Origin of the sequence: Devosia nitrariae (assembly GCF_030160115.1) — a bacterium.
Classification (GTDB): Bacteria; Pseudomonadota; Alphaproteobacteria; order Rhizobiales; family Devosiaceae; genus Devosia; species Devosia nitrariae.
In genome coordinates this window covers 595,861-618,493 of the sequence record NZ_BSNS01000007.1, presented here as the reverse complement: position 1 = coordinate 618,493, position 22,633 = coordinate 595,861, and the positions used below count along the sequence as shown (strand labels likewise).

General features: G+C 64.7%; 23 protein-coding genes. 14 read left to right on the top strand and 9 right to left on the bottom strand.

Annotated elements, in window-relative coordinates; translation table 11 throughout:
- Positions 1-12 precede the first annotated feature (12 nt).
- On the top strand, positions 13-735 hold the full coding sequence (locus tag QQK18_RS08290; protein WP_284339839.1) for a PadR family transcriptional regulator: 723 nt from the start codon (positions 13-15) through the stop codon (positions 733-735).
- Positions 736-853: 118 nt separating this feature from the next.
- On the opposite strand, the gene QQK18_RS08285 is transcribed toward QQK18_RS08290, so the two are convergent.
- Entirely contained in the window at positions 854-1,495 is a 642-nt protein-coding gene (locus tag QQK18_RS08285) for a TetR/AcrR family transcriptional regulator (protein WP_284339838.1), read from the bottom strand.
- Between the two features lie 106 nt (positions 1,496-1,601).
- On the opposite strand from QQK18_RS08285, the gene QQK18_RS08280 reads away from it, so the two are divergent.
- Both QQK18_RS08280 and QQK18_RS08275 read left to right on the top strand, forming a co-directional pair.
- Complete coding sequence (locus QQK18_RS08280) at positions 1,602-2,027, top strand: DoxX family protein (protein ID WP_284339837.1); 426 nt, start codon at positions 1,602-1,604, stop codon at positions 2,025-2,027.
- Positions 2,028-2,104: 77 nt separating this feature from the next.
- Entirely contained in the window at positions 2,105-4,990 is a 2,886-nt protein-coding gene (locus tag QQK18_RS08275) for an FAD-binding and (Fe-S)-binding domain-containing protein (RefSeq protein ID WP_284339836.1), read from the top strand.
- 164 nt (positions 4,991-5,154) lie between these two features.
- On the opposite strand, the gene QQK18_RS08270 is transcribed toward QQK18_RS08275, so the two are convergent.
- From QQK18_RS08270 to QQK18_RS08240, 7 genes are all read right to left on the bottom strand, one after another.
- A complete protein-coding gene (locus QQK18_RS08270; RefSeq protein ID WP_284339835.1) occupies positions 5,155-7,098 on the bottom strand; it encodes a beta-N-acetylhexosaminidase in 1,944 nt (647 codons plus the stop codon).
- 71 nt (positions 7,099-7,169) lie between these two features.
- Positions 7,170-8,036 (bottom strand): MurR/RpiR family transcriptional regulator, encoded by an 867-nt coding sequence (locus QQK18_RS08265; RefSeq protein WP_284339834.1) that lies wholly within the window; start codon positions 8,034-8,036, stop codon positions 7,170-7,172.
- 78 nt (positions 8,037-8,114) lie between these two features.
- A complete protein-coding gene (locus QQK18_RS08260; protein WP_284339833.1) occupies positions 8,115-9,194 on the bottom strand; it encodes an ABC transporter ATP-binding protein in 1,080 nt (359 codons plus the stop codon).
- 70 nt (positions 9,195-9,264) lie between these two features.
- The gene (locus QQK18_RS08255; RefSeq protein WP_284339832.1) at positions 9,265-10,485 is read right to left on the bottom strand and encodes an extracellular solute-binding protein; all 1,221 of its coding nucleotides are present in this window, start codon (positions 10,483-10,485) and stop codon (positions 9,265-9,267) included.
- Between the two features lie 126 nt (positions 10,486-10,611).
- Positions 10,612-11,454, bottom strand: coding sequence for a carbohydrate ABC transporter permease (locus QQK18_RS08250; protein WP_284340001.1), 843 nt, complete (start codon positions 11,452-11,454; stop codon positions 10,612-10,614).
- Between the two features lie 110 nt (positions 11,455-11,564).
- On the bottom strand, positions 11,565-12,452 hold the full coding sequence (locus QQK18_RS08245; RefSeq protein WP_284339831.1) for a carbohydrate ABC transporter permease: 888 nt from the start codon (positions 12,450-12,452) through the stop codon (positions 11,565-11,567).
- A 10-nt stretch (positions 12,453-12,462) separates the two neighbouring features.
- Entirely contained in the window at positions 12,463-13,623 is a 1,161-nt protein-coding gene (locus tag QQK18_RS08240; protein WP_284339830.1) for a Gfo/Idh/MocA family protein, read from the bottom strand.
- A 402-nt stretch (positions 13,624-14,025) separates the two neighbouring features.
- Between QQK18_RS08240 and QQK18_RS08235 the strand changes: the two genes are divergently transcribed.
- The 11 genes from QQK18_RS08235 to leuB all read left to right on the top strand — a co-directional run bounded on the left by QQK18_RS08235 (position 14,026) and on the right by leuB (position 21,554).
- The gene (locus QQK18_RS08235; protein WP_284339829.1) at positions 14,026-15,213 is read left to right on the top strand and encodes an MFS transporter; all 1,188 of its coding nucleotides are present in this window, start codon (positions 14,026-14,028) and stop codon (positions 15,211-15,213) included.
- Between the two features lie 94 nt (positions 15,214-15,307).
- Entirely contained in the window at positions 15,308-15,658 is a 351-nt protein-coding gene (locus tag QQK18_RS08230; protein WP_284339828.1) for an ArsR/SmtB family transcription factor, read from the top strand.
- On the top strand, positions 15,651-16,109 hold the full coding sequence (locus tag QQK18_RS08225; protein WP_284339827.1) for an SRPBCC family protein: 459 nt from the start codon (positions 15,651-15,653) through the stop codon (positions 16,107-16,109). The genes QQK18_RS08230 and QQK18_RS08225 overlap by 8 nt, the downstream gene beginning before the upstream one ends.
- Positions 16,106-16,573, top strand: a complete 468-nt coding sequence (locus QQK18_RS08220; RefSeq protein ID WP_284339826.1) for an SRPBCC family protein — start codon at positions 16,106-16,108, stop codon at positions 16,571-16,573. The genes QQK18_RS08225 and QQK18_RS08220 overlap by 4 nt, the downstream gene beginning before the upstream one ends.
- A gap of 6 nt (positions 16,574-16,579) precedes the next feature.
- On the top strand, positions 16,580-17,176 hold the full coding sequence (locus QQK18_RS08215; protein WP_284339825.1) for a uridine kinase family protein: 597 nt from the start codon (positions 16,580-16,582) through the stop codon (positions 17,174-17,176).
- 133 nt (positions 17,177-17,309) lie between these two features.
- Positions 17,310-18,260 (top strand): N-acetyl-gamma-glutamyl-phosphate reductase, encoded by a 951-nt coding sequence (argC, locus tag QQK18_RS08210; protein WP_284339824.1) that lies wholly within the window; start codon positions 17,310-17,312, stop codon positions 18,258-18,260.
- Positions 18,261-18,385: 125 nt separating this feature from the next.
- Positions 18,386-18,991 carry a 3-isopropylmalate dehydratase small subunit gene (leuD, locus tag QQK18_RS08205; protein WP_284339823.1) on the top strand — a complete coding sequence of 202 codons (606 nt, stop codon included), beginning with the start codon at positions 18,386-18,388 and terminating at the stop codon, positions 18,989-18,991.
- A gap of 83 nt (positions 18,992-19,074) precedes the next feature.
- Positions 19,075-19,464 (top strand): RidA family protein, encoded by a 390-nt coding sequence (locus tag QQK18_RS08200; protein ID WP_284339822.1) that lies wholly within the window; start codon positions 19,075-19,077, stop codon positions 19,462-19,464.
- A gap of 4 nt (positions 19,465-19,468) precedes the next feature.
- Positions 19,469-19,933, top strand: coding sequence for a GNAT family N-acetyltransferase (locus tag QQK18_RS08195; RefSeq protein WP_284339821.1), 465 nt, complete (start codon positions 19,469-19,471; stop codon positions 19,931-19,933).
- Positions 19,923-20,357: a GNAT family N-acetyltransferase gene (locus QQK18_RS08190; RefSeq protein ID WP_284339820.1), complete on the top strand. Its 435-nt coding sequence runs from the start codon at positions 19,923-19,925 to the stop codon at positions 20,355-20,357. The genes QQK18_RS08195 and QQK18_RS08190 overlap by 11 nt, the downstream gene beginning before the upstream one ends.
- A gap of 96 nt (positions 20,358-20,453) precedes the next feature.
- Positions 20,454-21,554 (top strand): 3-isopropylmalate dehydrogenase, encoded by a 1,101-nt coding sequence (leuB, locus tag QQK18_RS08185; RefSeq protein ID WP_284339819.1) that lies wholly within the window; start codon positions 20,454-20,456, stop codon positions 21,552-21,554.
- Positions 21,555-21,612: 58 nt separating this feature from the next.
- Here leuB and QQK18_RS08180 read toward each other — a convergent pair whose 3' ends face one another.
- Positions 21,613-22,617: an LLM class flavin-dependent oxidoreductase gene (locus tag QQK18_RS08180; RefSeq protein ID WP_284339818.1), complete on the bottom strand. Its 1,005-nt coding sequence runs from the start codon at positions 22,615-22,617 to the stop codon at positions 21,613-21,615.
- Positions 22,618-22,633 lie beyond the last annotated feature (16 nt).

Here is a 22,633-nt window from a genome sequence, read left to right as displayed (position 1 = left end):
GGAGAGATGAACATGGGACGTTATTTCCGCGACGGCGAGCCGGACTGGCGGCGGCTCGAGGCCATGGCGCGCCGTAACTGGCACAAATTTGCGCGCATGGCTGGCGACGAAAGCTTCGGCAACTGGGGCGGCGGCTGGCGCATCGGGCGCATGCTCGCCTCGGGCGATCTGCGGCTCGTTGCCCTTTACCTCATCGACGAGCAGCCGCGCCACGGCTACGACCTTATCAAGGCGATCGAGGAGAAGTCGGAAGGCTTCTATTCGCCGAGCCCAGGCGTCGTCTATCCTGCCCTGACCTATCTCGAGGAAGCCGGGTTCGTCACCTCCGAAGCGGACGGCAACAAGAAGCTCTATACCATTACCGAAGAGGGCCGGGCGCACCTTGCCGACAACCGCGAAGCGATCGAGAAGACGCTCGAGTTCCTCGCCCGTGCCGGTGATCAGATGCGGCGCTTCCGCGAGTTCGCGCGCGGCGAATGGGCTTCGGGCCGCGAGCGTGACGAGGACGTCTATGAGGGCTTCAGGCGCTGGCGCGGCGAGGCGCCGCCGCGTCCGGACCGCGACATTGCCGACGTGCTGCCCGAGGTCAACGAGGCGCGCCGGGAGCTGAAGGCGGCCATCGTCAAGGCCGTTCGAGGCAATGAAGAGCACCAGCGGCGCCTCGCCGAGATCCTGCGCAAGGCTGCCGCCGACATCCGCGTCATCGATGCGGGCGACGAGGACATCGACCTTTAGGGCGCGTAGACCCTGAGCTAGGCAAAGTTGATCGAGGCCCGCCCCCGCCGCACTGGGCGGGCCTTTCGCGTTGCCACAAGTGCCGGACTCTCGGGGGGCTGGCGCCGTGTACCACAACTCAACGTTTGAGCGTTTCGAGCTCGCGCAGGATATCGTCGCGCGCGCGCTCGGCGCGGGCCCGTTGCTCGCTGGTCGAGGGCGCCGCCATCCCCAGCAGAACCCGCAGCATATCGGCGCCGACGATGCGGTCGACGAAGAGCCTGCCGAGCCTTTCCCTCTCGGCCTGCGCCAGGCCACCGGCTTCCGGGGTGTGCGCGAGAATCTGCGCCACGATTGCCTCGAGCCGCACGATGAAGCCCCGATAGGCGAGCTCGGCCAGATGCGGAAAGCGCGACGCTTCCGCCATCACCACCCGCATCAGCGCAACCGTATCCGGTCGGGTGAGGATCTTTTGCATATAGAGCGCGGATTCGGTCAGGAGATCGGCAAAGGAAAGTTCCGCCATGCGCGCAAACTCGGCCTGCTCGCGGGGGTCGTCCGGATCGCAGGCGTTGGCGATCACCGCGGAAAACAGGTCGTCCTTGCTTTGCGCGTGCCGGTAGAGCGTCATGATGGAGACGTCAGCGGCCTTGGCGATGCTTTCCATGCTGGTCCCGCCATATCCGCTGGTGAGGAAGGCGGTCTTGGCAGAAGCGAGAATTCCGGCACGCTTGCGCGCCATCAGCTTTGCCTTGGGATGATCGCCAGACCACTCTTTCATACCGGATTGACTCCTAAACGATAGTAGAGCATATCGTATCACACAACGATAATGTAGGTTATCGTACCATTTGGTGCCAGGGATGCTCAATGTGAAGGAGACGGCAATGGCGACGGATACGGTAGAGGTCAACCGGATCAGGTGGTGGAACATTACCCTCTGGCTGGTCCAGGGGTTGCTGGCGGTCTTCTTTCTCTATGCCGGCATCATGAAGGTTACCCAGCCGCCGCAGGCGCTTGCCGAGATGGGCTGGGCCTGGGCGCTGGCCATGCCGCCGGCCTTTATCCAGTTCCTGGGCGTGATGGAGGTTCTCGGAGCCATCGGCATCATCGCGCCCGCAGCAATGCGCATCCTGCCGTTCCTGACGCCGCTCGCGGTCGTCGGCATGGCGTTCGTCCAGGTTTCGGCTATTGTCCTGCACGGCATTCGGGGCGAAACGGCTTTCACATTGCCACTCAATCTCGTTGTGCTGGCGCTGGCGCTGTTCGTTATTTGGGGACGCTGGCGCAAGGCGTCGGTCGCCGCCCGATAGGCTGCCAGAGTGACCGAAGGCGGGTGAATGCGAGAAGTCGTTTGCCCGCGAGCCAACTAACATGTTAGTTAGGAGGCATGCAGCAAGCTCTCGTTTCTTCCCAGACCCGCCCCCTTCAACCCCTTGACCGGCAGGCCGCCGGCGAGCGGGTTGTCGACCGACTCAAGAGCGTCATCGACCCCAAACGGATGATGACTGATCCGTTGATGACCTATGCCTGGAGTGGGGACGCCTCGTCCTACCGGCTGATCCCGGCAGCGGTGGTGTTCGTCGACAGTGAGGACCATGTGCGCGCGGTCTTCGAGGCGGCGAGGGCCGAGGGGTTGCCGCTCACTTTCCGCGCCGCCGGCACGTCGCTTTCTGGCCAGGCGGTGACCGACGGGGTGCTCGCCGTCCTCGGCGACGGCTGGCGCAAGATGAGCGTCCATCCCGGCGCCGACCAGATCACGCTGGGGCCGGCGATCATCGTCGCCGAGGCCAACCGGGCACTGAAGCCCTTCAACCGCAAGATCGGGCCGGATCCGGCAAGCCAGGCGACCTGCAAGATCGGCGGGGTCGTCTCCAACAATTCCTCTGGCATGTGCTGCGGCGTGGCGCAGAACACCTACCACACCATGACGCGGCTGCGGATGGTGCTGACCGACGGGACCATGCTCGATTCCGGCGATGCGGAAAGCTGCGCGCGTTTCCGCCGGACCCATGCCGCCATGCTCGCCGCGCTCCACGACCTCCATCACGAAGTCATGGCCGACGAGGAGCTCGTTGCGCTCATCAGGCGCAAATACGCCATCAAGAATACGGTCGGCTATTCGCTCAACGCCCTCGTCGATTACCACGACCCGCTCGACATCCTCATCCACTTGATGGTCGGATCCGAAGGCACGCTGGGGTTCGTGTCCGAGGTCACCTACAACACGGTGCCTGAGCACCCGTTCAAGTCGACGGCGCTGGTGCCGTTTCCCGATCCGCAATCGGCCGGTCGGGCGATCATCAAGCTCGCCAACAATGGCGTGCAGGTGACGACCGGGGTGACGGCGGCCGAATATATCGAGCGGCGGGCGCTGGCGACGGTCGAGCACCTGCCGCCGATGGCGCCGCTCCTGCCCTACCTCACCGATAATTCGCCGGCTGTGCTTATCGACGTGACGGCGCCGACGGAAGAGGAACTGGCCGTCGAGGTCGAAAAGGCCGTGGCGATCCTCGCCGGCGAAAACGCCACCCATATCGACTTTTCGACCGACGAGACGCGCTCGCACGCGCTCTGGGACATCCGCAAGGGGTTCTTCGCCTCGGGCGGAGCCATGCGCCCCAAGGGCACCTCCATGCTGACCGAGGACGTTGCCGCGCCGATCGACCGGCTCGCCGACTTCGTCATCGAGATGCGCCAGCTGCTCGACGACCATGGCTATGAGGATGCCATCATCTTCGGCCATGCGCTTGCCGGCAATTTGCATTTCCAGATGAGCGACGACTTTTCGGCGCCGGGCGCAGACGTCAAGTTCGACCGCTTCTCGCATGACCTGTCGCAACTGGTTTCGGTCAAGTATCAGGGATCGCTCAAGGCCGAGCACGGCACCGGCCGGGCCATTGCGCCTTTTGTCGAAGCCGAGTGGGGCCCCAAGGCCTATGGCCTGATGCACCGCATCAAGGCCCTGTTCGATCCCGAGGGATTGCTCAATCCGGGCGTGCTGCTCAACGCAGACCAGCATATCCATATCAAGAACCTCAAGGTAATGCCGCTCGCCGACGACCTTGTCGACATGTGCATCGAGTGCGGCTTTTGCGAACCGGCCTGTCCCAGCCATCATATGACCCTGTCGCCGCGTCAGCGCATAGCAGTCACCCGCGAGCGGGCACGGCTCAAGCGAAGCGGCGAGGACCCGGAGCGCCTGAAACGGCTCGACGAAGATTTCCGGTTTGCCGGCATGGACACGTGCGCGGGCTGCAATCTCTGCTCGCTGCGCTGCCCGGTCGGCATCGAGACCGGCACGATGATCCTCGGCGAACGGGCGCGCCGGCGGGGCGGCCTTTCGCAGCGGATCGCGCACATTGCTGCCGACCACACCGGTGCCATCGAGACGGCGATGCGCCTCGGCGTCGGGGTGGCCGATGCGGCCAAGGCGGTGGTCTCGGCGCCGGTCGTTGAAGCGGCGACCGAGACGGCGCGGCGTCTTTCGGGCAAGCGCGTGCCGCGCGTCTATGAGGCGCTGAAGCCAGGCCCGAGCGTGCCGAGGCCCGCGGCGCCCGCGGCCGCGCCGCGAGGTCCCGTCGTCTACTTCCCTTCCTGCGCCACGCGCATGTTCGGCGCGCCCAAATCTGCCTATGACCTGCTCCCGACGCCCGAGGCGATGATCGCGCTGCTGTCGCGGGCGGGCTATGCGGTGAGCGTACCCGAGCACCTTTCCGGCCAGTGCTGCGGCCAGCCCTTCCATTCCAAGGGGTTCCCGGAGGAAGCGCGCCGGGTCGGCGGGCGGCTGAAGGACGGGCTTTCGGCGCTCTCGCATCGCGGCGAGGTGCCGGTCCTGACCGACGCCTCGACCTGCGCCAAGCATCTGCGCGAGTTCCCGGGCGAGGCTCACGTTGCCGATTCCAGCGAATTCCTGCTGGCCGAGGTGCTGCCACATCTTGCCATAACGCGGCGTTTGCCGACCGTTGCCGTCCACCACAACTGTTCGGCCCAGCGCATGCGCGAGCAGGGGGCGACGGAAGCGATCGCCAGGGCCTGCGCCGGGGAGATCGCGGTCATTTCCTCGGTCACCTGCTGCGGCTATGGAGGGGACAAGGGCCTGTTCGTTCCCGAGCTCAATGAGCATGCGACCCGGTTTGTCAGGGGCGATATTCCGCAAGGGTGCGATCTTGGCGTGTCGACGGTTTCGACCTGCGCCTCGGGATTGTCGGAACAGGCGGGGATCCCGTTCGTGTCGCTGGTGAGTTTGCTGGAGTATACGAGCCGGCCGAACTAGCGGTGTATAACGCGATCCCGTCCACCCCCTCCCTGCCCTCCCCACAAGGGGGAGGGTGAACGCTGTGGTCCTGGCAAGATCGTGCCAAGCACACCAGACCGACACCTCCCCCATGATGGGGGAGGTTGGGAGGGGGTGGTCCGAGCTCTCAGATCTCCCCTGAGTTACTCGCTCCAATAGCCATAAAGGTTGGGCAGCAGCCCGGCCATCGACTTGAACCGCTCCCAGGACTTCTTGTCCTTGGCCGTCCAGCCGGTCTCAGCGATGGCCGAGAGGCGCGGGAAGACCAGGCGGTCGAAGATGGCGCGGTCGGTCAGGTGCTCGGACCAGATGCAGGCCTGGACGCCCCAGAGGTGCTCTCTCTGCGCCTCGGTCCAGCCTTCGCCCGGTTCGAAGGTATAGGTCTCCTCGGGGCCCGACCAGCCGGCCCAGGAGGCGCCGGGCTCGGACCATTGGGCGCCATTGGCCATGTCGAGATAGTAGCGTTGGCCCGGAGCCATGACGATGTCATAGCCTTCCCCGGCGAGCTCGGCCGAGACCTCGACCGATTTCCAGCCGACGAGATAGGCGTGCGCCTTGTCGATGCCGCCGCCGAGCGCGGCCTCTTCCCAGGCGCCGGTGATGCGCCCGTTCTGCGTCAAGAACGCCTGCACACGCCGCAGGAATGCCGCCTGCAGCTTTTCCGGACCTACGCCCCCGATCTTCTCGTTCATGGCGCGGGCGAGGGGCGAGCCTTCCCAGGCCCCCTCGGGCACTTCGTCGGCGCCCACATGGAACGTCTTTGAAGGGAAGAGCTCCAGAAGCTCGCCGAACATCTTCTCGACGAACTCGTAGACCGGCTCGTAGGCCGGGTTGAGACAGGCATTGGGGAAGTTGTCGTGGAAATAGTAGGCGCCGGTCTCGTCGGGGTCCGAGAGCCAGGGCAGCGCGACGATGGCGGCGAAGGAATGGCCGGGTACGTCGATCTCGGGCACGACGTCGATGGCGAGCGTCTCGGCGAGGCTGACCGTCTGCCGGATCGCCTCCTTGGTGTAATAGCCGCCATTGCGGGCCGCGCCCGTACCGAAGAGCGGAGGTAGAGGCAGGCCATGGCCGCGCCAGGCGCCGATATCGGTCAACTCCGGATAGGCGTCGATCTCGACGCGCCAGCCCTCGTCATCGGTCAGGTGCCAGTGGAAGCGGTTGAGCTTGTTCCAGGCCATGATCTTGAGGAACTGCTGCACTTCGGCGGTGGAATAGAACTGGCGCGAGACGTCGAGGTGGCTGCCGCGCCAGCCGAAAGCCGGCGCATCGGTAATCTCTCCGGATGTCGGGAAGCCGAAAGTCAGTGGGTGCCGGCGGGCGCCGCGCAGGATCTGGCCGAGGGTGACGAGCCCGTAGAGCCAGCCGGCGTGGCCGCCGGCGTGGACGGTGACATGGTCGGCGGCAAAGGCGATGCGGTAGGCCTCGGGCTTTTGGCCGGCATCGGTCGCGAGCGAAACCGGCAGGCCGCCTTCGGCCACCGGACGGATGAGCCCGTCGGCGGGAAAGAGCGATTGGGCGAGATCGGCAAAGACCGACGCGGCCTTTGCCGCTTCTCCCGTCGCTTGGACGGCGAGGCCGGCGGGCGTGTCGCCGATGGACTCGATGGCGACCAGATTGGGCCAGGGCACGACGGAAATGGGCGCGGGCGCCTTGCCGGGTCCGGGCACGGGGAAAGGTTCAGTGCCACGCTTCAGCGGCGCATTGTCGCCGGTCAGCGTGGTAGGAACGCTTTCTATGGGCACTGTCGAGCCGTCGGCGAAGGCGAGATAGGCGGCGTTGGCGCCATCGCTCCAGTGCTGAAGGTCGCGTCCGAGGCTCGCGGTCGCGGTCTTCCAGCGCCCGCCAGGCTCGAGCACGAACCCGTCGGGCGGTGCGATCTCGACGAAGTTGGAGGAGCGGCGCTTGAGGGTGGCGTTGTCGAACGTCGCTTCGAGGTCGACGCGGGTCGGGGCGATAAAGCAGAGGGTGAAATCGCTGACGGTCGTGTCCGACTGGTTGGTCAACTCGAGCCCGTAGGTTGCGGGCTTGCCGTCGGCGGCTTTGGTGAACGTGGTCGCAAGGGTGAGGGCGGGCCGGATAGCCATGGCTTGTTTACCTTGAGGTTGAAAGGTGGTGGGCGATAGCGATCGCGCTGGCGCGCGGCCGCCTGAAATGGTCAGTCGCCCAGTGGCTGGGTGTCGTCGCCGTCGCGATTGATCACGAGCTGGTGCTTGATCCGGCGCATGGCATTGACGGCCGGCGCGCCAAGGCGGGTGGCGACGGTCTGGGCGAGGATGTCGATGAGGGCAAGATAGGCATAGCGGGTCGTCGAAGGCTTGAGGATGTCGGTGTGCTCGGTCCGGTCGACGGTCAGCAGGATATCGGCGTGCTCGGCAACCGGTGAATCGGAACGGGTCACGACGATGCGCTTGTGGCCATATTCGCCGGCGATGGTCAGCGCCTTGTCGAGCGGCAGGTTGTTGCCGGACATGGAAAAGGCGAGAACCACAGTGCCGGGCGGGGCGCCGGCCGCGCGCATCATCTGGGCCTGATGGTCGAGGGTCGAGGAGACCTTGAGGCCGAGGCGGAAGAGGCGGGTCTCGGCTTCGCTCGCCATCATCGACGAGCCGCCGCCCGAGCCGAAGGCGACGATGTAGCTGGCCCTAACGATCGCTTCGGCCGCCGCCTCGAGGGCGGCGATGTCGATGCGGTCGAAGGTGTCGTAGATGGTGGACTGTATGTCGTTGATCACCCCCTGGGCGATGTCGCGGGCGGTCTGCGGGCCGGCGGGCGGCACCAGATAGCGCGAACCAATGAAGCGCGACTGGGCAAGCCGGACCCGGAACTCGGCATAGCTCTTGCACCCGAGGCGCCGGCAGAAGCGGGTGACGGTGGGCGGCGAGACGTCGGCGATGCGGGCAAGGTCGACGATCGACATGTTGAGCACCGCATCGACATCGGCGAGCACGATGTCGGTCAGGATCTGCTCGGAACGGGTGAATTCGTCCCTTTCGTTGTGCAGGAGGCCGACGAGGTCAGACATGGAACCGTTCTTGGCTTGCCCCTAGCGGGGGTTTCACTGGGGACGGGCACCGACCATCGGCACCCGGCGCATCCCGCTCTAGCGGACCGCTTGGCCGGCGGCGTCGAAAAGGTGCACGTCCGCGCGGGCAAAGCCGATGTCGACAGGCCTGCCCTCGGCGACGTCCGGGTCGCCCTCGAAGAGTGCGATGAAAGATCTGGCGCCCGGCACCTGCGCATAGAGTACCGTGTGGATGCCGAGGTGCTCGATGAGGGTCGGGGTGATCGACATGGTAAAATCGCCCCCGGCGAGCTCCAGGTGCTCGGGCCTGATGCCGACGGTTACAGTCTCGCCGGCAAGGTGTGGCGCGTCGCGGTCGAGCTCAAGGGTGCCGAGCGGCCCGAGGTCGATGGCGACCTTGCCATTGGCGGCGCTTGTGCAGGTGCCCTCGATGAAGTTCATTTTGGGCGAACCGATGAAGCCGGCAACGAAGAGATTATCGGGCTTGTGGTAGAGCTCGAGCGGCGAGCCCACCTGCTCGATTTCCCCTGCCGAGAGCACGACGATCTTGTCGGCCATGGTCATGGCCTCGATCTGGTCGTGGGTGACATAAATCATGGTCGAGCCGAGGCGCTTGTGCAGCTCCATAAGCTCGACGCGCATCTCCGAGCGCAGCGCCGCATCGAGGTTGGAAAGCGGCTCGTCGAAGAGGAAGATCTTGGGTTCGCGAACGATGGCGCGGCCGATGGCGACGCGCTGACGCTGGCCGCCCGAAAGCATGCCGGGCCGATGCTGCAGGCGGCTTTCGAGCTGCAGGACGCGGGCGGCGCCGTGGACGCGGGTGTCGACCTCGCTGTTAGGGAGCTTCTCGACCCGCAGCGGAAACGCGATGTTCTCAAAGACGCTCATATGCGGATAGAGCGCGTAGCTCTGGAACACCATAGCGATGCCGCGCTTGACCGGCGGCAGCTCGTTGACGCGGTTGCCAGCGATGACGATGTCGCCGGAGGTGACTTCCTCGAGGCCGGCAATCATGCGCAGGAGCGTCGATTTCCCGCAGCCAGAGGGTCCAACGAAGACGATGAACTCGCCCTGCGCGACGTCGAGATTGACGCCCTTGATGATCTCGGCGTTGACGAACGACTTCCTGACATTGGCAAGGGTTAGGGCGCTGGCCAAGGTGACCTCCGGATCGGGTTGCAGGCGCCGCCGCCCGACTCTTCAGGGCGACGGCGCGGTTCGGTTGGGCTTACTTGTACTGCTCGAGCTCGGACGCAGCCCTTTCGAGGGCGGCGGCGGGTTCGGCCTGGCCGGTCACCACCGACTGGACCAGCTCGATCATCACGTTCTGCAGGCCCTGGTAGTCGGTGAACAGCGGCTCGGGACCACCATACTCGATGCCGTCGATGAACGGCTTCCAGGTCGGATTCTCGGCGACCATCTCCTCGACCTCGGGCAGCGGGCGCAGCGGAGTGAGGCCGGCTTCCTTCTCATAAGCCCACTGCCGCTCGGGAGTGGTCATGAACTTGGCGAGTTCGATGGCCTTCTCCTCGACGCCGCTGCCCTTGAAGACGGCGAGCGAGTCGGTGATCAGCAGCGTTCCCGGGCCTTGCGCGTCGGGGCCAAGCGGGAGAGGAGCAACGCCCCAGTTGATGCCGGCTTCCGTTGCAAGATTGCCCGTCGAAATGGCGCCCTGCACCATGCCGAGCTTGCCGTCGAGGAAGATGGCGCGTACTTCGTTCTGCTCGTAAGCGGTCGGGCCTTCTTCCGAGTAGGCGGTGATTTCCTTCAGCGCCTCGAGGGCGGCCAGCACCTGCGGCGAGTTGAAGGTGATGTTGCCCTCGGCGTCGATCACCTGGCCGTTGTTGGTGTACACCCAGTGCAGGAACTGGTGCATGGTGTTGTCGAAGGTCTTAGCGACGAGACCGAAGCCGTCGGCGTCGGTGTTCTCCTCGATCTGCTTGGCAAAAGCGATCTCTTCTTCCCAGGTCTTGGGCGCGACCTCGGGATCGAGGCCGGCTTCTTCGAAGAGGTCCTTGTTCCAGAACAGCGCCTTGGTCGAGAAGGCGACCGGGATGCCCCACTGGGTGCCATCGAAGGTCACAGTCTCGGGCACGTAGTTGTAGTAGCTTGCCTTTTCTTCCTCGGTCATCGGGATTTCGACGATGAGGTCGTTGAGGGCGAGCTGCTTTAAAGTACGCGAGCCGACATAGGCGAGAGCGACCGGGCTGCCGGCGGCGGCAAGCGTCGTCACCTTATCCTGGCATTGACCCCAGCCCACGACTTCCGGAGCGACCGGCCAATCCGGATTGGCCGCGTTCCACTCCTCGAAATATCCCGACCAGCTTGGTTGAACCTCGTCACCGCACACGATGAAGCTGATCTCTTCGGCCTGGATGGCAGTGGTGAGGCCGGTGGTGCCGGCCAGCGCCACAAGCGAGGCGAGAAGCACTTTGCTCGTTTTTTTCACGTTTTTAGTCTCCCTTGATTTGCGAACCCCGACTGGGTGCGCTCCCCGGACCGCAATCCTGAACTGCGGTCCAAACCTTTGTTCTGCCGCGCCGGACAACGTTTCCCTCTTGCCGCCCGACACGGTTCATTGCTTGACGGCACCGGCCGTCAGGCCGGCGACGAGATAGCGCTGCAGGAACACGATGACGATCATGACCGGCAGGATACCGACGAAGCTTGCCGCCATCAGCTCGTTCCAGAGCACTTCCTGGCGCCCGAAGAAGCCGAAGAGGCCGACGGGCAGGGGCATGAACTCGGTCTTGGAGTTGAAGGTCAGCGCGAAGATGAACTGCTGGGCGTAGGCGCCGATGAAGGTCATGATCGAGATCACCACGATGCCGGGCATGGCCAGCGGCAGGATCACGCGGCGCAGCGTGTAGAGGCGGCTGGCGCCGTCTGCCCAGGCCGCCTCGTCGAGCTCGCGCGGGATGCGCATGAGATAAGTACGCAGCAGCCAGATCGAGGAGGGGATGAGGAAGGCTGCGCCCGGTACGATCATCGCCCAATAGGTATTGAGGAATCCGACCGCCCGCATCAGGCGGAAGAGCGGGATCAAAAGTACGGCGCCCGAGAACATGTTAACCGCCAGGAACGCGCCGAGCAGCAGGCCTGATCCGGCGAACTCGAAGCGGGCGAAGGCATAAGAGGCCGGCACCACAATGACGATGACGATGAGGGTGACGACGCTCGAGATGAAGATCGAATTGAAGATGTGGATGCCAAGGGCGGGAACGCTTCGCCACATGTCGAAATAGGCCTGGAAGGAGCCGTTCTTGGGCAAGAAGCTGTAAGGAGAGGAAAACAGCTGGCTCAGAGGCTTTAAGGAGACAAGGAAGCCCTCGATGAAGGGCGCGAGCACGAAGAAGAGGAAGACCGCGATGCCGGCATAGAGGGCGACGACCTCGTACCAGCGGTAGCGGTCGATCATCGCCTTGTCGGCGCGCGGCTTCGCCCTTGCCTTGGTCGGCGCTGCGGTGGTTTCAGTCTCGGCACCCTCGGCTATGGCTCCGGATGCCGCGGCGGTGCGGGCAAGATGACTCATCTCACGGCTCCCTTGGAAAGCTGGCGCACCGCGCGGAAGTAGACGATGCAGAAGAGCGAGACGAAGATGCAGATCACCACCGCCCGGGCGGCACCCTCGCCGTATTTGTAGGAGCCGATGGCGGTCTTGTAGGTGTCGATGATCATGGTGGTGGTCGAGCCCGAGGGACCGCCCTGGGTGAGGATCCAGATGATGTCGAAGGAATTGAAGGTTGCGATCAGCGACAGCAGCGACATGGTCAGCATTGCCGGCACCATCAGTGGCAGGGTGATGCGGCGGAAGCGGTAAAAGCGTCCGGCCCCGTCGGTCCAGGCGGCCTCATAGAGGTCCTTGGGGATCGATTGGATGGCGGCCAGGAGATAGATCGTCACCATCGGCACGCCGATCCACACGTCCGTGACGATGGTCGCCCAGAAGGCGGAGTTGCCATAGGCAAGGAACGGGAAAGGCTTGCTGAGAATGCCGAAGTTCTGCAGGAGCCCGGAAATCATGCCGAACTGGCCGTTGTACATCCAACCCCACATGAAGATGCCGATGGCCATGGGCACCACCCATGGCGGCATGGTCAGAATGCGGAAGACCGTCTGGCCGGGGATGGTGGCATTGAGGAGCACTGCGCCGCAGGTGCCGATGACCATCTTGGTCGCCACCGAAAAGAACGTCCAGATGAAGGTGCGAACGATCACTTCGTTGAAGTTGCCGGCCCCGAAAATGCGCTCGTAGTTGGCCCAGCCGACCCAGTCGTAGGTGGGGCGCAACGCTGCATTGGTGAACGAGAGGATGATGGTGTCGACCAGCGGATAGGCGACGATGCCGATGATGTAGAGTGTAGCCGGAGCCAGAAGACCGAGGGCGAAGAGGGTGGCACTTTGCGTCCTGGTCATGGCGGTCTCCTCAGGCGGCCTTGGAGCGGGCGAGGGCGGCGTCGAACCGCTGCCAGATCGGCGCCATGTCGACGACGCTCCTTAAGCGCCGGGCCTCGTCCATGGCCAGCGCCAGGAGCCCGGCCTCCAGCGCGTCGACAACCGAAACGGGGAGCGGCGCGCCGCGCTCGATGTGCTTGCCGATATCGGCGGCCATCTGCTCGTCGGCGCCATAATGCTGGGAGAGATCGGAGGATTTATAGGTGGTCTCGACGAGACGCTTGCTGGTGCGCGCGTCGGTAACCCTAAAGAAGTTGCGGATGAAATCGCCCTCCGCCTGACCCTTGGCGCCCATCACGGCAAAGCGCCGGAAGTCGTCGGGCACGTTCATGTTGGTGTGGAAGGTGAGCGCGGCGCCGTTCTCGTATTCGACGATGGCGGTCTGGAAGTCGATGATGTCGCCGTCGCCGTCGAATACCCGGTCGCTGCCCTGCCAGCCCGAGGGCTTGCGGTGGTAGACCTCGAGGTCGTTGATGCCGGCTTTCTCGGGCGCGTTCTTCGGGACGAAGGCCTTGCGGCCGCCAAAGCTTGCAACGAAGGCCGGCCGGCAGCCCATGACGCCGTTGTAGAGGTCGAGGTCGTGGCAGCACTTCTCGAGCATGAACGAGCCGGCATACTTCTCGTAGCGCCGCCAGTCGCGCTGGAAGAAGGCGCCGTGATAGGGCGGGATGTGCTCGCTGGCCTCGATCGAGACGATGTCGCCCAAAAGCCCCTCCGCCTGGGCCTTCCTCAGGTCCACATAGAGCGGGGCATAGCGCAGTACCAGCCCGACCATGATCTGGTCGGCCGGGTGCCGGCCGATGAGTTCGGCGAGCGCGATGGTCTCCTCGATGCTGGTGACCACCGGTTTCTCGGAAAAGATCTTCTTGCCGTAGGCAAGGCCGGTCTTGATGTGATCGAGATGCAGGTGGTTGGGCGAGCCGATCATCAGGAGATCGATGTCCTCGGCCTCGAGCAGCGCCTCTGGCGTGTCATAAGCATTGCCGAGGTCGACGCCGCGATCCTCTGCATACGCCCGCCCGGCCGGGGCCGGGTCCACGAAGCCGGCAACCTCAAAGTCCTTGACCATCAGGTTGAAGACATGGGCAAGATAGCCGAGACGGTAGCCGAGCCCGACAATTCCGACGCGCATCAATTTCCTCCGGTGCCCTGACACCACCGATGCGACCCGTCCCCTACAAACGGCCTCGCATCGTGTAAACGATTTTCAAGGTTAGGATTGTCTGGCGGCGTCTGTCAACAGCAAATCGCGGCCTCGGCAATACCAATCTAAGCCGGGTCATGTGATCGGAAATTGGGCTGAAGCCGCTCAATTTCTGGGCCAATTGCGCGCTTTTGAAGCACGTAGCTCAGAAGGCGCGATGACGCGTTCGAGCCGGTCAGGCTTTACTTTGGTATGCAACTGGCGTTTACATAAACGCATGGCACTGCTGTCAGAAATGTAAATCCTGAACATTTATTCACAGACGATACAAACCCTGCGGTCCCCCGCCCTCCACGCCGCGCGCCCGCCCAACCCAGAGGGTCAACTCCCATGGCGCCTTCCGCCTCCCAGCGTCTCGTCATGCTGGTGTTTTTCCTGCAGCCACTGGCCTTTGGCAGCTGGCTGCCGCGCATTCCGGACGTCCAGGAGGCGTTGGGGTTGGGTCCCGCCGGCCTTGCCGGAGCGCTCATCGGCCTGCCGGTCGGCACGTTGCTGACGCTGCCTTTCGCCGGACCGCTTGTCGGGCGGATCGGGGCACGTCACGCCATCGTTTTCGGCTTCTTCTATTATGCGCTGGCAGTCAGCCTGCCGGCGTTCACGGGCGATGCCGTGTGGCTCTTCATCTCGCTGATGCTGACGGGCTCGGCGATCTCGTTCCTCGAGCTCGGCCTCAACGTCAAGGCGGACCGGGTGGAGAAGGCGACGGGAAAGCTGTTGATGAACACCGCCCATGGCTGCTGGTCGCTCGGCATCATGGCGGGCAGCCTTATCGGGGCGGGCATAGCGCTCGCGGGGCTCGAGGCGCGCTGGGCTGTGCTGCTCATGGCTTTGGTCACGCTTCCGCTCGGTGTTGCCGCAGGACTTGCGCTGCCGCGCTATCCAGCTGAAGCGAGGCCTGAGGGCGCGGTTGGCGAGCGCTCGGTCAAGCGCTCATCATGGAGCCTGCCGGGCTGGCCGCTCCTCGGCATCTGCCTCTTCGTCTTCGGCATCACCATGACCGAGGGAGCAATGGCCGACTGGTCGGCGGTGTTCCTGCGCGACGTGTTCAACGCGCAGGGATTGGCCGGCATCGGCTATACGGTCTTCGCGCTGATGGTGGCTGCCGGTCGCTTCGGGGGCGACGGCCTCAAGGCCCGGTTCGGTGCGGTGGCGCTGGCGCGCACGGCAAGTGCCCTTGCGCTTGCCGGCATCGCTGTTCTCTTCCTGTCGCCGTCCATGCCCGTCGCCCTTATCGGCTTCGCCATCGCTGGGCTCGGGGCTTCGGTCGGGTTCCCGCTGGCGGTCACGGCGGCGGCAAGCCTTGCCGACCGCCCGGCCTCGGCCAATGTGGCGGTGCTCTCGTTCGTGGCGCTCGTCGGGTTCCTCGTCGGTCCACCGCTCATCGGATTCGTCGCCGAATACGTCGACATGCGCGCCGGGCTCGCTGCGCTGGTGCCGGTGCTGATTGTCAGCTTCGCACTCGCCGGACGGCTCGCGCAGTCGTCCGCCTTGCCTTCGCCGCAGGAAAGCCCGGCCTGATCTCCAGCAGGACCGACGGTCTTGCTGCCCGCCCAAGGGCGGGTCGCTTGACTCAGGTTGCATCGCGGTTCATCATTCATCCAAAAGGATGAATATGCGCGCGATCGAAAATCCACAACTCGATCACACTCTCATTGCCCTTGCCGATCCCACACGGCGGGCGATCCTCAGGCGGCTGGCGGAGGGCGAGGCGCGGGTGACGGATCTTGCCGCCCCGTTCGCCATCTCGCTCAATTCCGTATCCAAGCACATCAAGCTTCTGGAACGGGCCGAACTGGTCGAGCGCCGCCGCGAGGGGCGCGAGCACATCCTGAGGTTCCGCCCGGAGCCGCTGACCGCGGCGCAGGCATGGATCGAAAGTCAGCAGACCTATTGGACCGGACGGCTCAGGGCGCTCGATGCGCTGCTGACAGCCGAGGGCGGAAAGGAGCGCGAGGATGAATGAGACCACACAGGCGCGCGCGAGCCATCGCTTCCGGGCCAGCGCCGGGCGGGGGTTCGATGCCTGGATCGACCCGAACCTCATCGGCAGGTGGCTGTTCGTCACCAGCCCTGCAGGCCTTGCGCAGGTGCATGTCGATGCCCGCGAGAACGGGCAATACATCCTTGTCGACCGGCGGGACGGCAAAGATGTGATCCATTGCGGCGCTTATCTGGTCATCGAGCGGCCGCGCCGCCTGGTGCTGACCGTCTTCGTACCGGAACATTCCCGTTTTACCGTGCGCGTCGAGGTCACCATCACGCCAGCCGAAGACGGATGCGTCGTCGATCTCGTCTCTGAGGTGGGCAATGATCAGCTCGAGCTCCGCGATCAGCTTGCCGAGGGCTGGCGCGACATGCTCGCTCATCTTGATACCGTCATCCCGGCCGCAGCCGTACAAGGAGATCCGCAATGACGAGCGAGAAGATCGAAGCCAAGGTCACCCATCATTTCCGTGCGAGCCCCGAGCGCGTCTATGATGCGATGACCGACCCCGAGAAGGCCCGGCTCTGGCAGGAGGCCTGGATGGTGCAGGCGGGGCTAAAGGGGCCGATCGTGCGCTTCGAGATGGACGTGCGCGAGGGCGGGAGTTTCTTTTATTCGGACATGCGCGACGGGGAGGAGGCCAAGCACTGGGGCACATTCCTCGTCCTCCACCGGCCGACCAAGATCCAGCATACCTGGTTCGTCGACGAGAGCGAGGAGGACCAACTCTCCCTCGTCACCATCATCATCGAGCCTGCGCCGGACGGACAAGGGTCGACGGTCACGCTCTACCACGAGATGAATGCCGAGTGGGAAGAGTATCTGGAGCGCACCGAGCAGGGTTGGATGAAAATGCTTCTGGCGGTCGAGGGACTGCTCGAGGCTGAGGGTTAGGGACCGGTGCCGGGCCAACGTCCCCTGGTCAGTATGGACGAGGCGATCCGCCGCGTTCTTTCCCACGGATCGGATCGGCTGATCGCCATCGATGGCTTGCCGTGCGCCGGCAAATCGACCCTGGTTGACCGCCTGGAGGCACTTGCCGGCGCACAATGCATCTATCTCGACGATTTCGTTCTGCCGCGGGGCGACTGGCGAAGCGAAGCGGCCGGTTTTCCGTTCGGCTACATCCGCTACGACGAGTTCGCCCAAGCTATTGCGGAGGTTGCGGCCAATGGCTCAACCCGCTACCGGCCCTTCGACTGGGCAACCGGCAAGGTCGGCGCTGAGTTCAAGGAAATCACCCGCAGCGCACAGGTCATCGTCGAGGGTGTATCCGCGCTCAATCCGGAATTCTGCACGCACTACGATGAGAAGGTGTTCGTCGAGAGCGATCCGGCAACCCTGCCCTCCGCGCTTGCCGAGCGCGGATACGGCCCATGGGAGGAGGAGTGGCAGACGATCTTCCTGCCCAGCGTCGAAATCTACATGCAGACGCGACCCAGGGATCGTGCCGAACTCCTGGTCGCCGGGCGCGGGATCGGAGCGCATCCGTCTTGACCTTGCCGCATGCCGGGTCCATCTAGCGGTGCCAGAAGGGCCGCCGTTCCGACGGAACAGGCGCTCCAGTTATACCGCGTTTGCGCAGGACGGTTGCCGCTCTTGCCGAGAACGCCCCGGACGGAGACGGGCGATGGTCGCGAAGGTTTTCATCGATGGCGAGGTCGGCACCACGGGCCTGCAGATCCGCGAGCGGCTCGCTGGCCGGCGCGATATTGAGGTTGTTTCGATCTCGCCCGACAAGCGCAAGGATCTCACCGAGCGCAAGCGCCTGCTGAACGCGGCGGACGTCGCGATCCTGTGTCTGCCTGACGATGCGGCCAGGGAGAGCGTTTCGTTGATCGAGAACGAGGCGACGCGGGTGATCGATGCCTCGAGCGCCCATCGCGTGGCCGATGGCTGGGCCTATGGCTTTGCCGAGATGGACGGGGCGCAGGCCGGCGCAATCGCTGCGGCTCGGCTCGTCTCCAATCCCGGCTGCTGGCCGCAGGGCATGATCGCAACACTGCGTCCGCTGATTCGCGCCGGACTCGTACCAGCCGATCATCCGGTCACCGTCAACGGAATCTCGGGCTATTCGGGGGGCGGGCGTGCAATGATCGAGGACTATCAGAGCAAGGGCGAAGCGGCGAGCAAGTTCATGCCCTATTCGCTCGGTTTCAATCACAAGCACCTGCCGGAGATGGCGAAATACGCCGGTCTTGCCGAGGCGCCGCTCTTCCAGCCGGCAGTCGGCAATTTCGCGCAGGGCATGGTGGTTGCCGTGCCGCTATGGCTTGGCACCCTGCCGAGAGTCCCGAAGGGCGCGGACCTGCATGCCGCCATCGCCGACCATTATGCCGGCATTGCCGGCGGCTTCGTCGAGGTGGCACCGTTCGAGGCCGTCGAGAAGACGCCCGAGCTCGATCCCGAGCGCCTCAACGACACCAACCGGATGCGGCTCCACGTCTTTGCCAACGACGCGCGGGCGCAGGCGGTCCTCGTCGCCATCTACGACAATCTCGGCAAGGGCGCTTCGGGCGCGGCGGTGCAGAACCTCAACCTGATGTTGGGGGTCGACGCTGCAACGAGCCTGGCGGCCTGAGGCAGGCTGTCGGCACCGCGGCGCCCCCGCTGATGTTCTGTGAGCGCATTTGCGGTCGCCGGACTTGACCCAAACCCGGCATTTGCGGCATTGAGACGCCAGCTTCAGGAAGGCGCAAAAGCGACATGGAAAAGTTCACGACGTTGACGGGTGTGGCAGCTCCCCTGCCGATCATCAATATCGACACGGACATGATCATCCCCAAGCAGTACCTCAAGACCATCAAGCGGACGGGTCTTGGCACGGCGCTGTTTTCGGAAATGCGCTACAACGAGGACGGTTCGGAGAACCCGGATTTTGTGCTCAACAAGCCTGGCTACCGGCAAGCCAAGATCATCGTTGCCGGCGACAATTTCGGCTGCGGGTCCTCGCGCGAGCATGCACCCTGGGCGCTTCTCGATTTCGGCATCCGCTGCGTGATCTCGACGAGCTTTGCCGACATCTTCTACAACAACTGCTTCAAGAACGGCATCCTGCCGATCGTCGTCACCCCCGATCAGCTCAAGCTCCTCATCGACGATGCCGAGCGCGGGTCGAACGCGACGCTGACGGTCGACCTGGAGAGCCAGACCATCTCGGGTCCTGACGGCGGCACCATCCATTTCGACATCGATCCGGCCCGCAAACATATCCTCCTCGAAGGCCTCGACGACATCGCCTCGACCTTGAAGCAGGATGCTTCCATCGGTGGCTTTGAATCGAAGATGGCCGCCGAGCGGCCTTGGCTCTAATTTTCACTGTAGCGGGATCCGGTTCCCACTGTTTCGCATCCCGCTCAGCCTGAAGCCGCATCGAGCCGCCTGAGGGAGGGATCATGGTCAAGCGCATTTCATCGGGTTCGCCGTTCGAGGCCAGGATCGGCTATTCGCGCGCGGTGGTCGACCGCGACATGGTCTATGTCTCGGGCACCACGGGCTACGACTATGCCAGGATGGAGATGCCCGAGGCCATCGGGGATCAGGTGCGCAATGCCGTCGGCACGGTCGAGAAGGTCTTGAAGGAAGCGGGCAGCGACCTCCACGACATCGTGCGCGTCGTCTATTACCTGGCCGACATTGCCGATTACGAGGCGCTGGTCGACGCGCTGGGGCCGATCTTCAAGGACATACGTCCGGCCGCCACCATGGTGGTTGCCACCCTCACCCGGCCCGAGATGAAGGTCGAGATAGAGGTCACCGCCCGTATCGGCGCGCATCAGAGCTGAAGCGATGCAGATCGCGCTCAAGACCGAGTACGGTGCCGAGGATGTCGACGTCGTCCGCCGCGGCCTGATCGCGGCCAACCGCGAATTGTCGGGGCGAGGGGCCGGCTACCATCCCTTCGTGCTTCACCTCGTCGACCCGGAGAGCGGCACTCCCGTCGGGGGCGCCGTCGGATATGGCGCGTTCGACTGGGTCTATGTCGAGCTCCTCTATGTGCCTGCAGAGCTGCGTGGGCAGGGCCACGGCACGCGCCTGATGCAGGCGGTCGAGGACTTCGCTCGCGCCCGAAACCTCGTCGGCATCCGGCTCGATACCTTCGACTTCCAGGCGCGGCCGTTCTACGAGAAGCTCGGCTTTACCGTTTTCGGCACGATAGAGGATCATCCCCGCGGCGGCGGCCGTCGTTATTTCATGAGCAAGCGTCTCGCGGACGCCGGCTCATCGGCACCGGAGAACATCGATGGCGCATGAACGACCGACCGACATCCGGTTCACCCTCGAGCCCACGGATGCCGACAACGACGTGCTCGTCCAGATCATCCGCTCCGCCAACACCGCCGCCGGGTCGGGGCCGGACGGCTACCAGCCGGTCGGGTTCCTCATCACCGGTCCCGAGGGCGAAACGATCGGCGGCCTCAGCGGCTACGTGCTCTTCGACTGGCTCTTCATCCAGTTCCTTGCGGTGCCCGAAAGCCTGCGCGGAGAGGGCGTCGGCACCGAGCTCCTCGAGCGGGCTGAGAGCTGGGCGCGCGAGCGGGGGCTCGTTGGCATGTGGCTCGACACCTTCGCCTTCGGCGCGCCGGAGTTCTACAGAACCCACGGGTTCACGCAATTCGCCGCGATCGAAGATCATCCTCGGGGATCGCGGCGACATTTCTTTCTGAAACGCTTGTAAGTCGGGCGAGCACCCCAAGCGCCAGTGCCTTGCCTTTAACCGGCAAATGACGATAAGTGCGGTCCAACCGTAACCACCAGTACGCAGGACCGCGAAATGGCGACGCATACACTCTTCCTCATCCCCGGCGACGGCATCGGTACCGAGATCATGGCCGAGGTCGAAAAGATCATCGCCTGGACCAATAGCGAGGGGTTGACCGATTTCGCCACCGACCAGGGTCTTGCCGGCGGAGCCGCCTATGACCGGCATCAGGTCGCCATCACCGAGGAGGACGTCGCCAAAGCCAAGGCGGCGGACGCGGTGATCTTCGGAGCGGTCGGGGGACCGAAATGGGACGACGTGCCCTATGAGCACCGGCCGGAGGCGGCGCTTTTACGTCTGCGCAAGGAACTGTCGGTCTTTGCCAACCTGCGGCCGGCCATCTGCTACCCGGCCCTCGCAGGCGCCTCGGCGCTGAAGCGCGAGCTCGTCGAGGGGCTCGACATCCTGATCGTGCGGGAATTGACCGGCGGGGTCTATTTCGGCGAGCCCAAGGAGATCGTCGATCTGCCCAACGGCCAGAAGCGCGCGGTCGACACCCAGGTCTACGAGACCTACGAGATCGATCGCATCGCACGGGTCGCCTTCGATCTTGCCCGCACGCGCAAGGGTCTGGTGCATTCGGCCGACAAGAAGAACGTAATGAAGTCGGGTGTGCTCTGGGACGAGGTAGTCCGTAGCGTCGCCAAGGACTATCCGGACGTCCAGTTCCAGCACATCCTCGCCGACAACGCGGCCATGCAGCTGGTCAGGAACCCCAAGCAGTTCGACGTGATGGTCACCGACAACCTCTTCGGCGACATCCTCTCGGACGCCGCCGCCATGCTCACTGGATCCCTCGGCATGCTGCCCTCGGCCTCGCTCGGGGCGCCCGATCCGGCGACGGGCAAGCGCAAGGCTTTCTACGAGCCGGTGCACGGCTCGGCGCCGGACATCGCTGGCAAGGGCGTCGCCAATCCCATCGCCATGATCGCGAGCTTTGCCATGGCGCTGCGCTATTCGTTCGGTATGACGGAACTGGCGGGGAAGGTCGAGGCGGCGATTGCCGGCGTGCTCGGCGACGGACTGCGCACGGCCGATATCGGCGAGGACAACCGCAGGACCGTCGGTACGCAGGAGATGGGCGCGGCGATTCTCGGCAAGCTCAGGGCGTAGACGCCGACGAGCTTCGGCTCCTTCGCCTCCCGCTCTGTTGGGGGGAGACAAGCACGCTCTACGGCTCCAGGCCGAACGCCTCCGCGATCAGCCGGTAGGATTCGCGCCGCTTGTCGTAGGCGTGCATCTGCGTGGTGATCATCACTTCGTCGGCGCCGGTCTCGGCTCGCTTTTCTTCGATCCGAGCCTTGACCGTTGCCGGGCTGCCGATGATCCACAGTGGGCGCTGGTTCTCGATGATGGCCTTTTCGCGCTCGCTGTAGTCGTGGGCCGTCGCTTCCTCGGGCGAGACGAGCTTCCTCTGCTGACCTGAGTGGAAGAGCGCCCAGGAGAGCGCCTGCGACCGGCTGAGGAACTCGGCCTCCTCGTCGCTCTCGGCACAGATCACCGACACGCAGACGACGGTCCTGGGTTCCGGAAAGGCGGGGCTGGCAACGAACGCGTCGCGATAGGCGGCGATCGCCGGGCCGCCCGGGGCCGGGCTGAAATGGGCGGCGAACGCATAGCCCACGCCAAGCTCGCCGGCTGCGGCCGCGCTCGCGCCCGAGGAGCCGAGCAGCCAGAGCGGCGGCAGACGGACGCCGCCCGGCGCCACCGCCACGCGCGAAAGCGGGTGATCGGATGGAAAGGTGCCGTCTTCGAATGCCAGGAGTTCGGCGAGGTAATGGGAGAACTCCTCGCTACCACCGGTGCGCAGCGCCCGCATGGCATAGCCGTCGCCGCCCGGCGCGCGCCCGAGGCCGAGATCGATGCGGCCGGGATTGAGCGCCTCGAGCGTGCGGAACGCCTCGACGATGCGCAGCGGCGCGTGGTTGAGGAGCATGACGCCGCCCGAGCCGACGCGGATGGTGCGCGTCGCAGCGGCAGCGCTGGCAATCAACACCTCGGGCGAGGCCGAGCCGATCGAGGGCATGCCGTGATGCTCGGCGAACCACAGCCGGGTATAGCCCAGCGCTTCGCCCGTCTGGGCAAGCCGGACCGTCTCGGCGAATGCCTCCTGCGTCGAGACGCCTTCGGGGATGGGGGCAAGGTCGAGGATGGAGAGGGGAAAGGGGCTGGTCATCGGGAAAAGCTTTCGG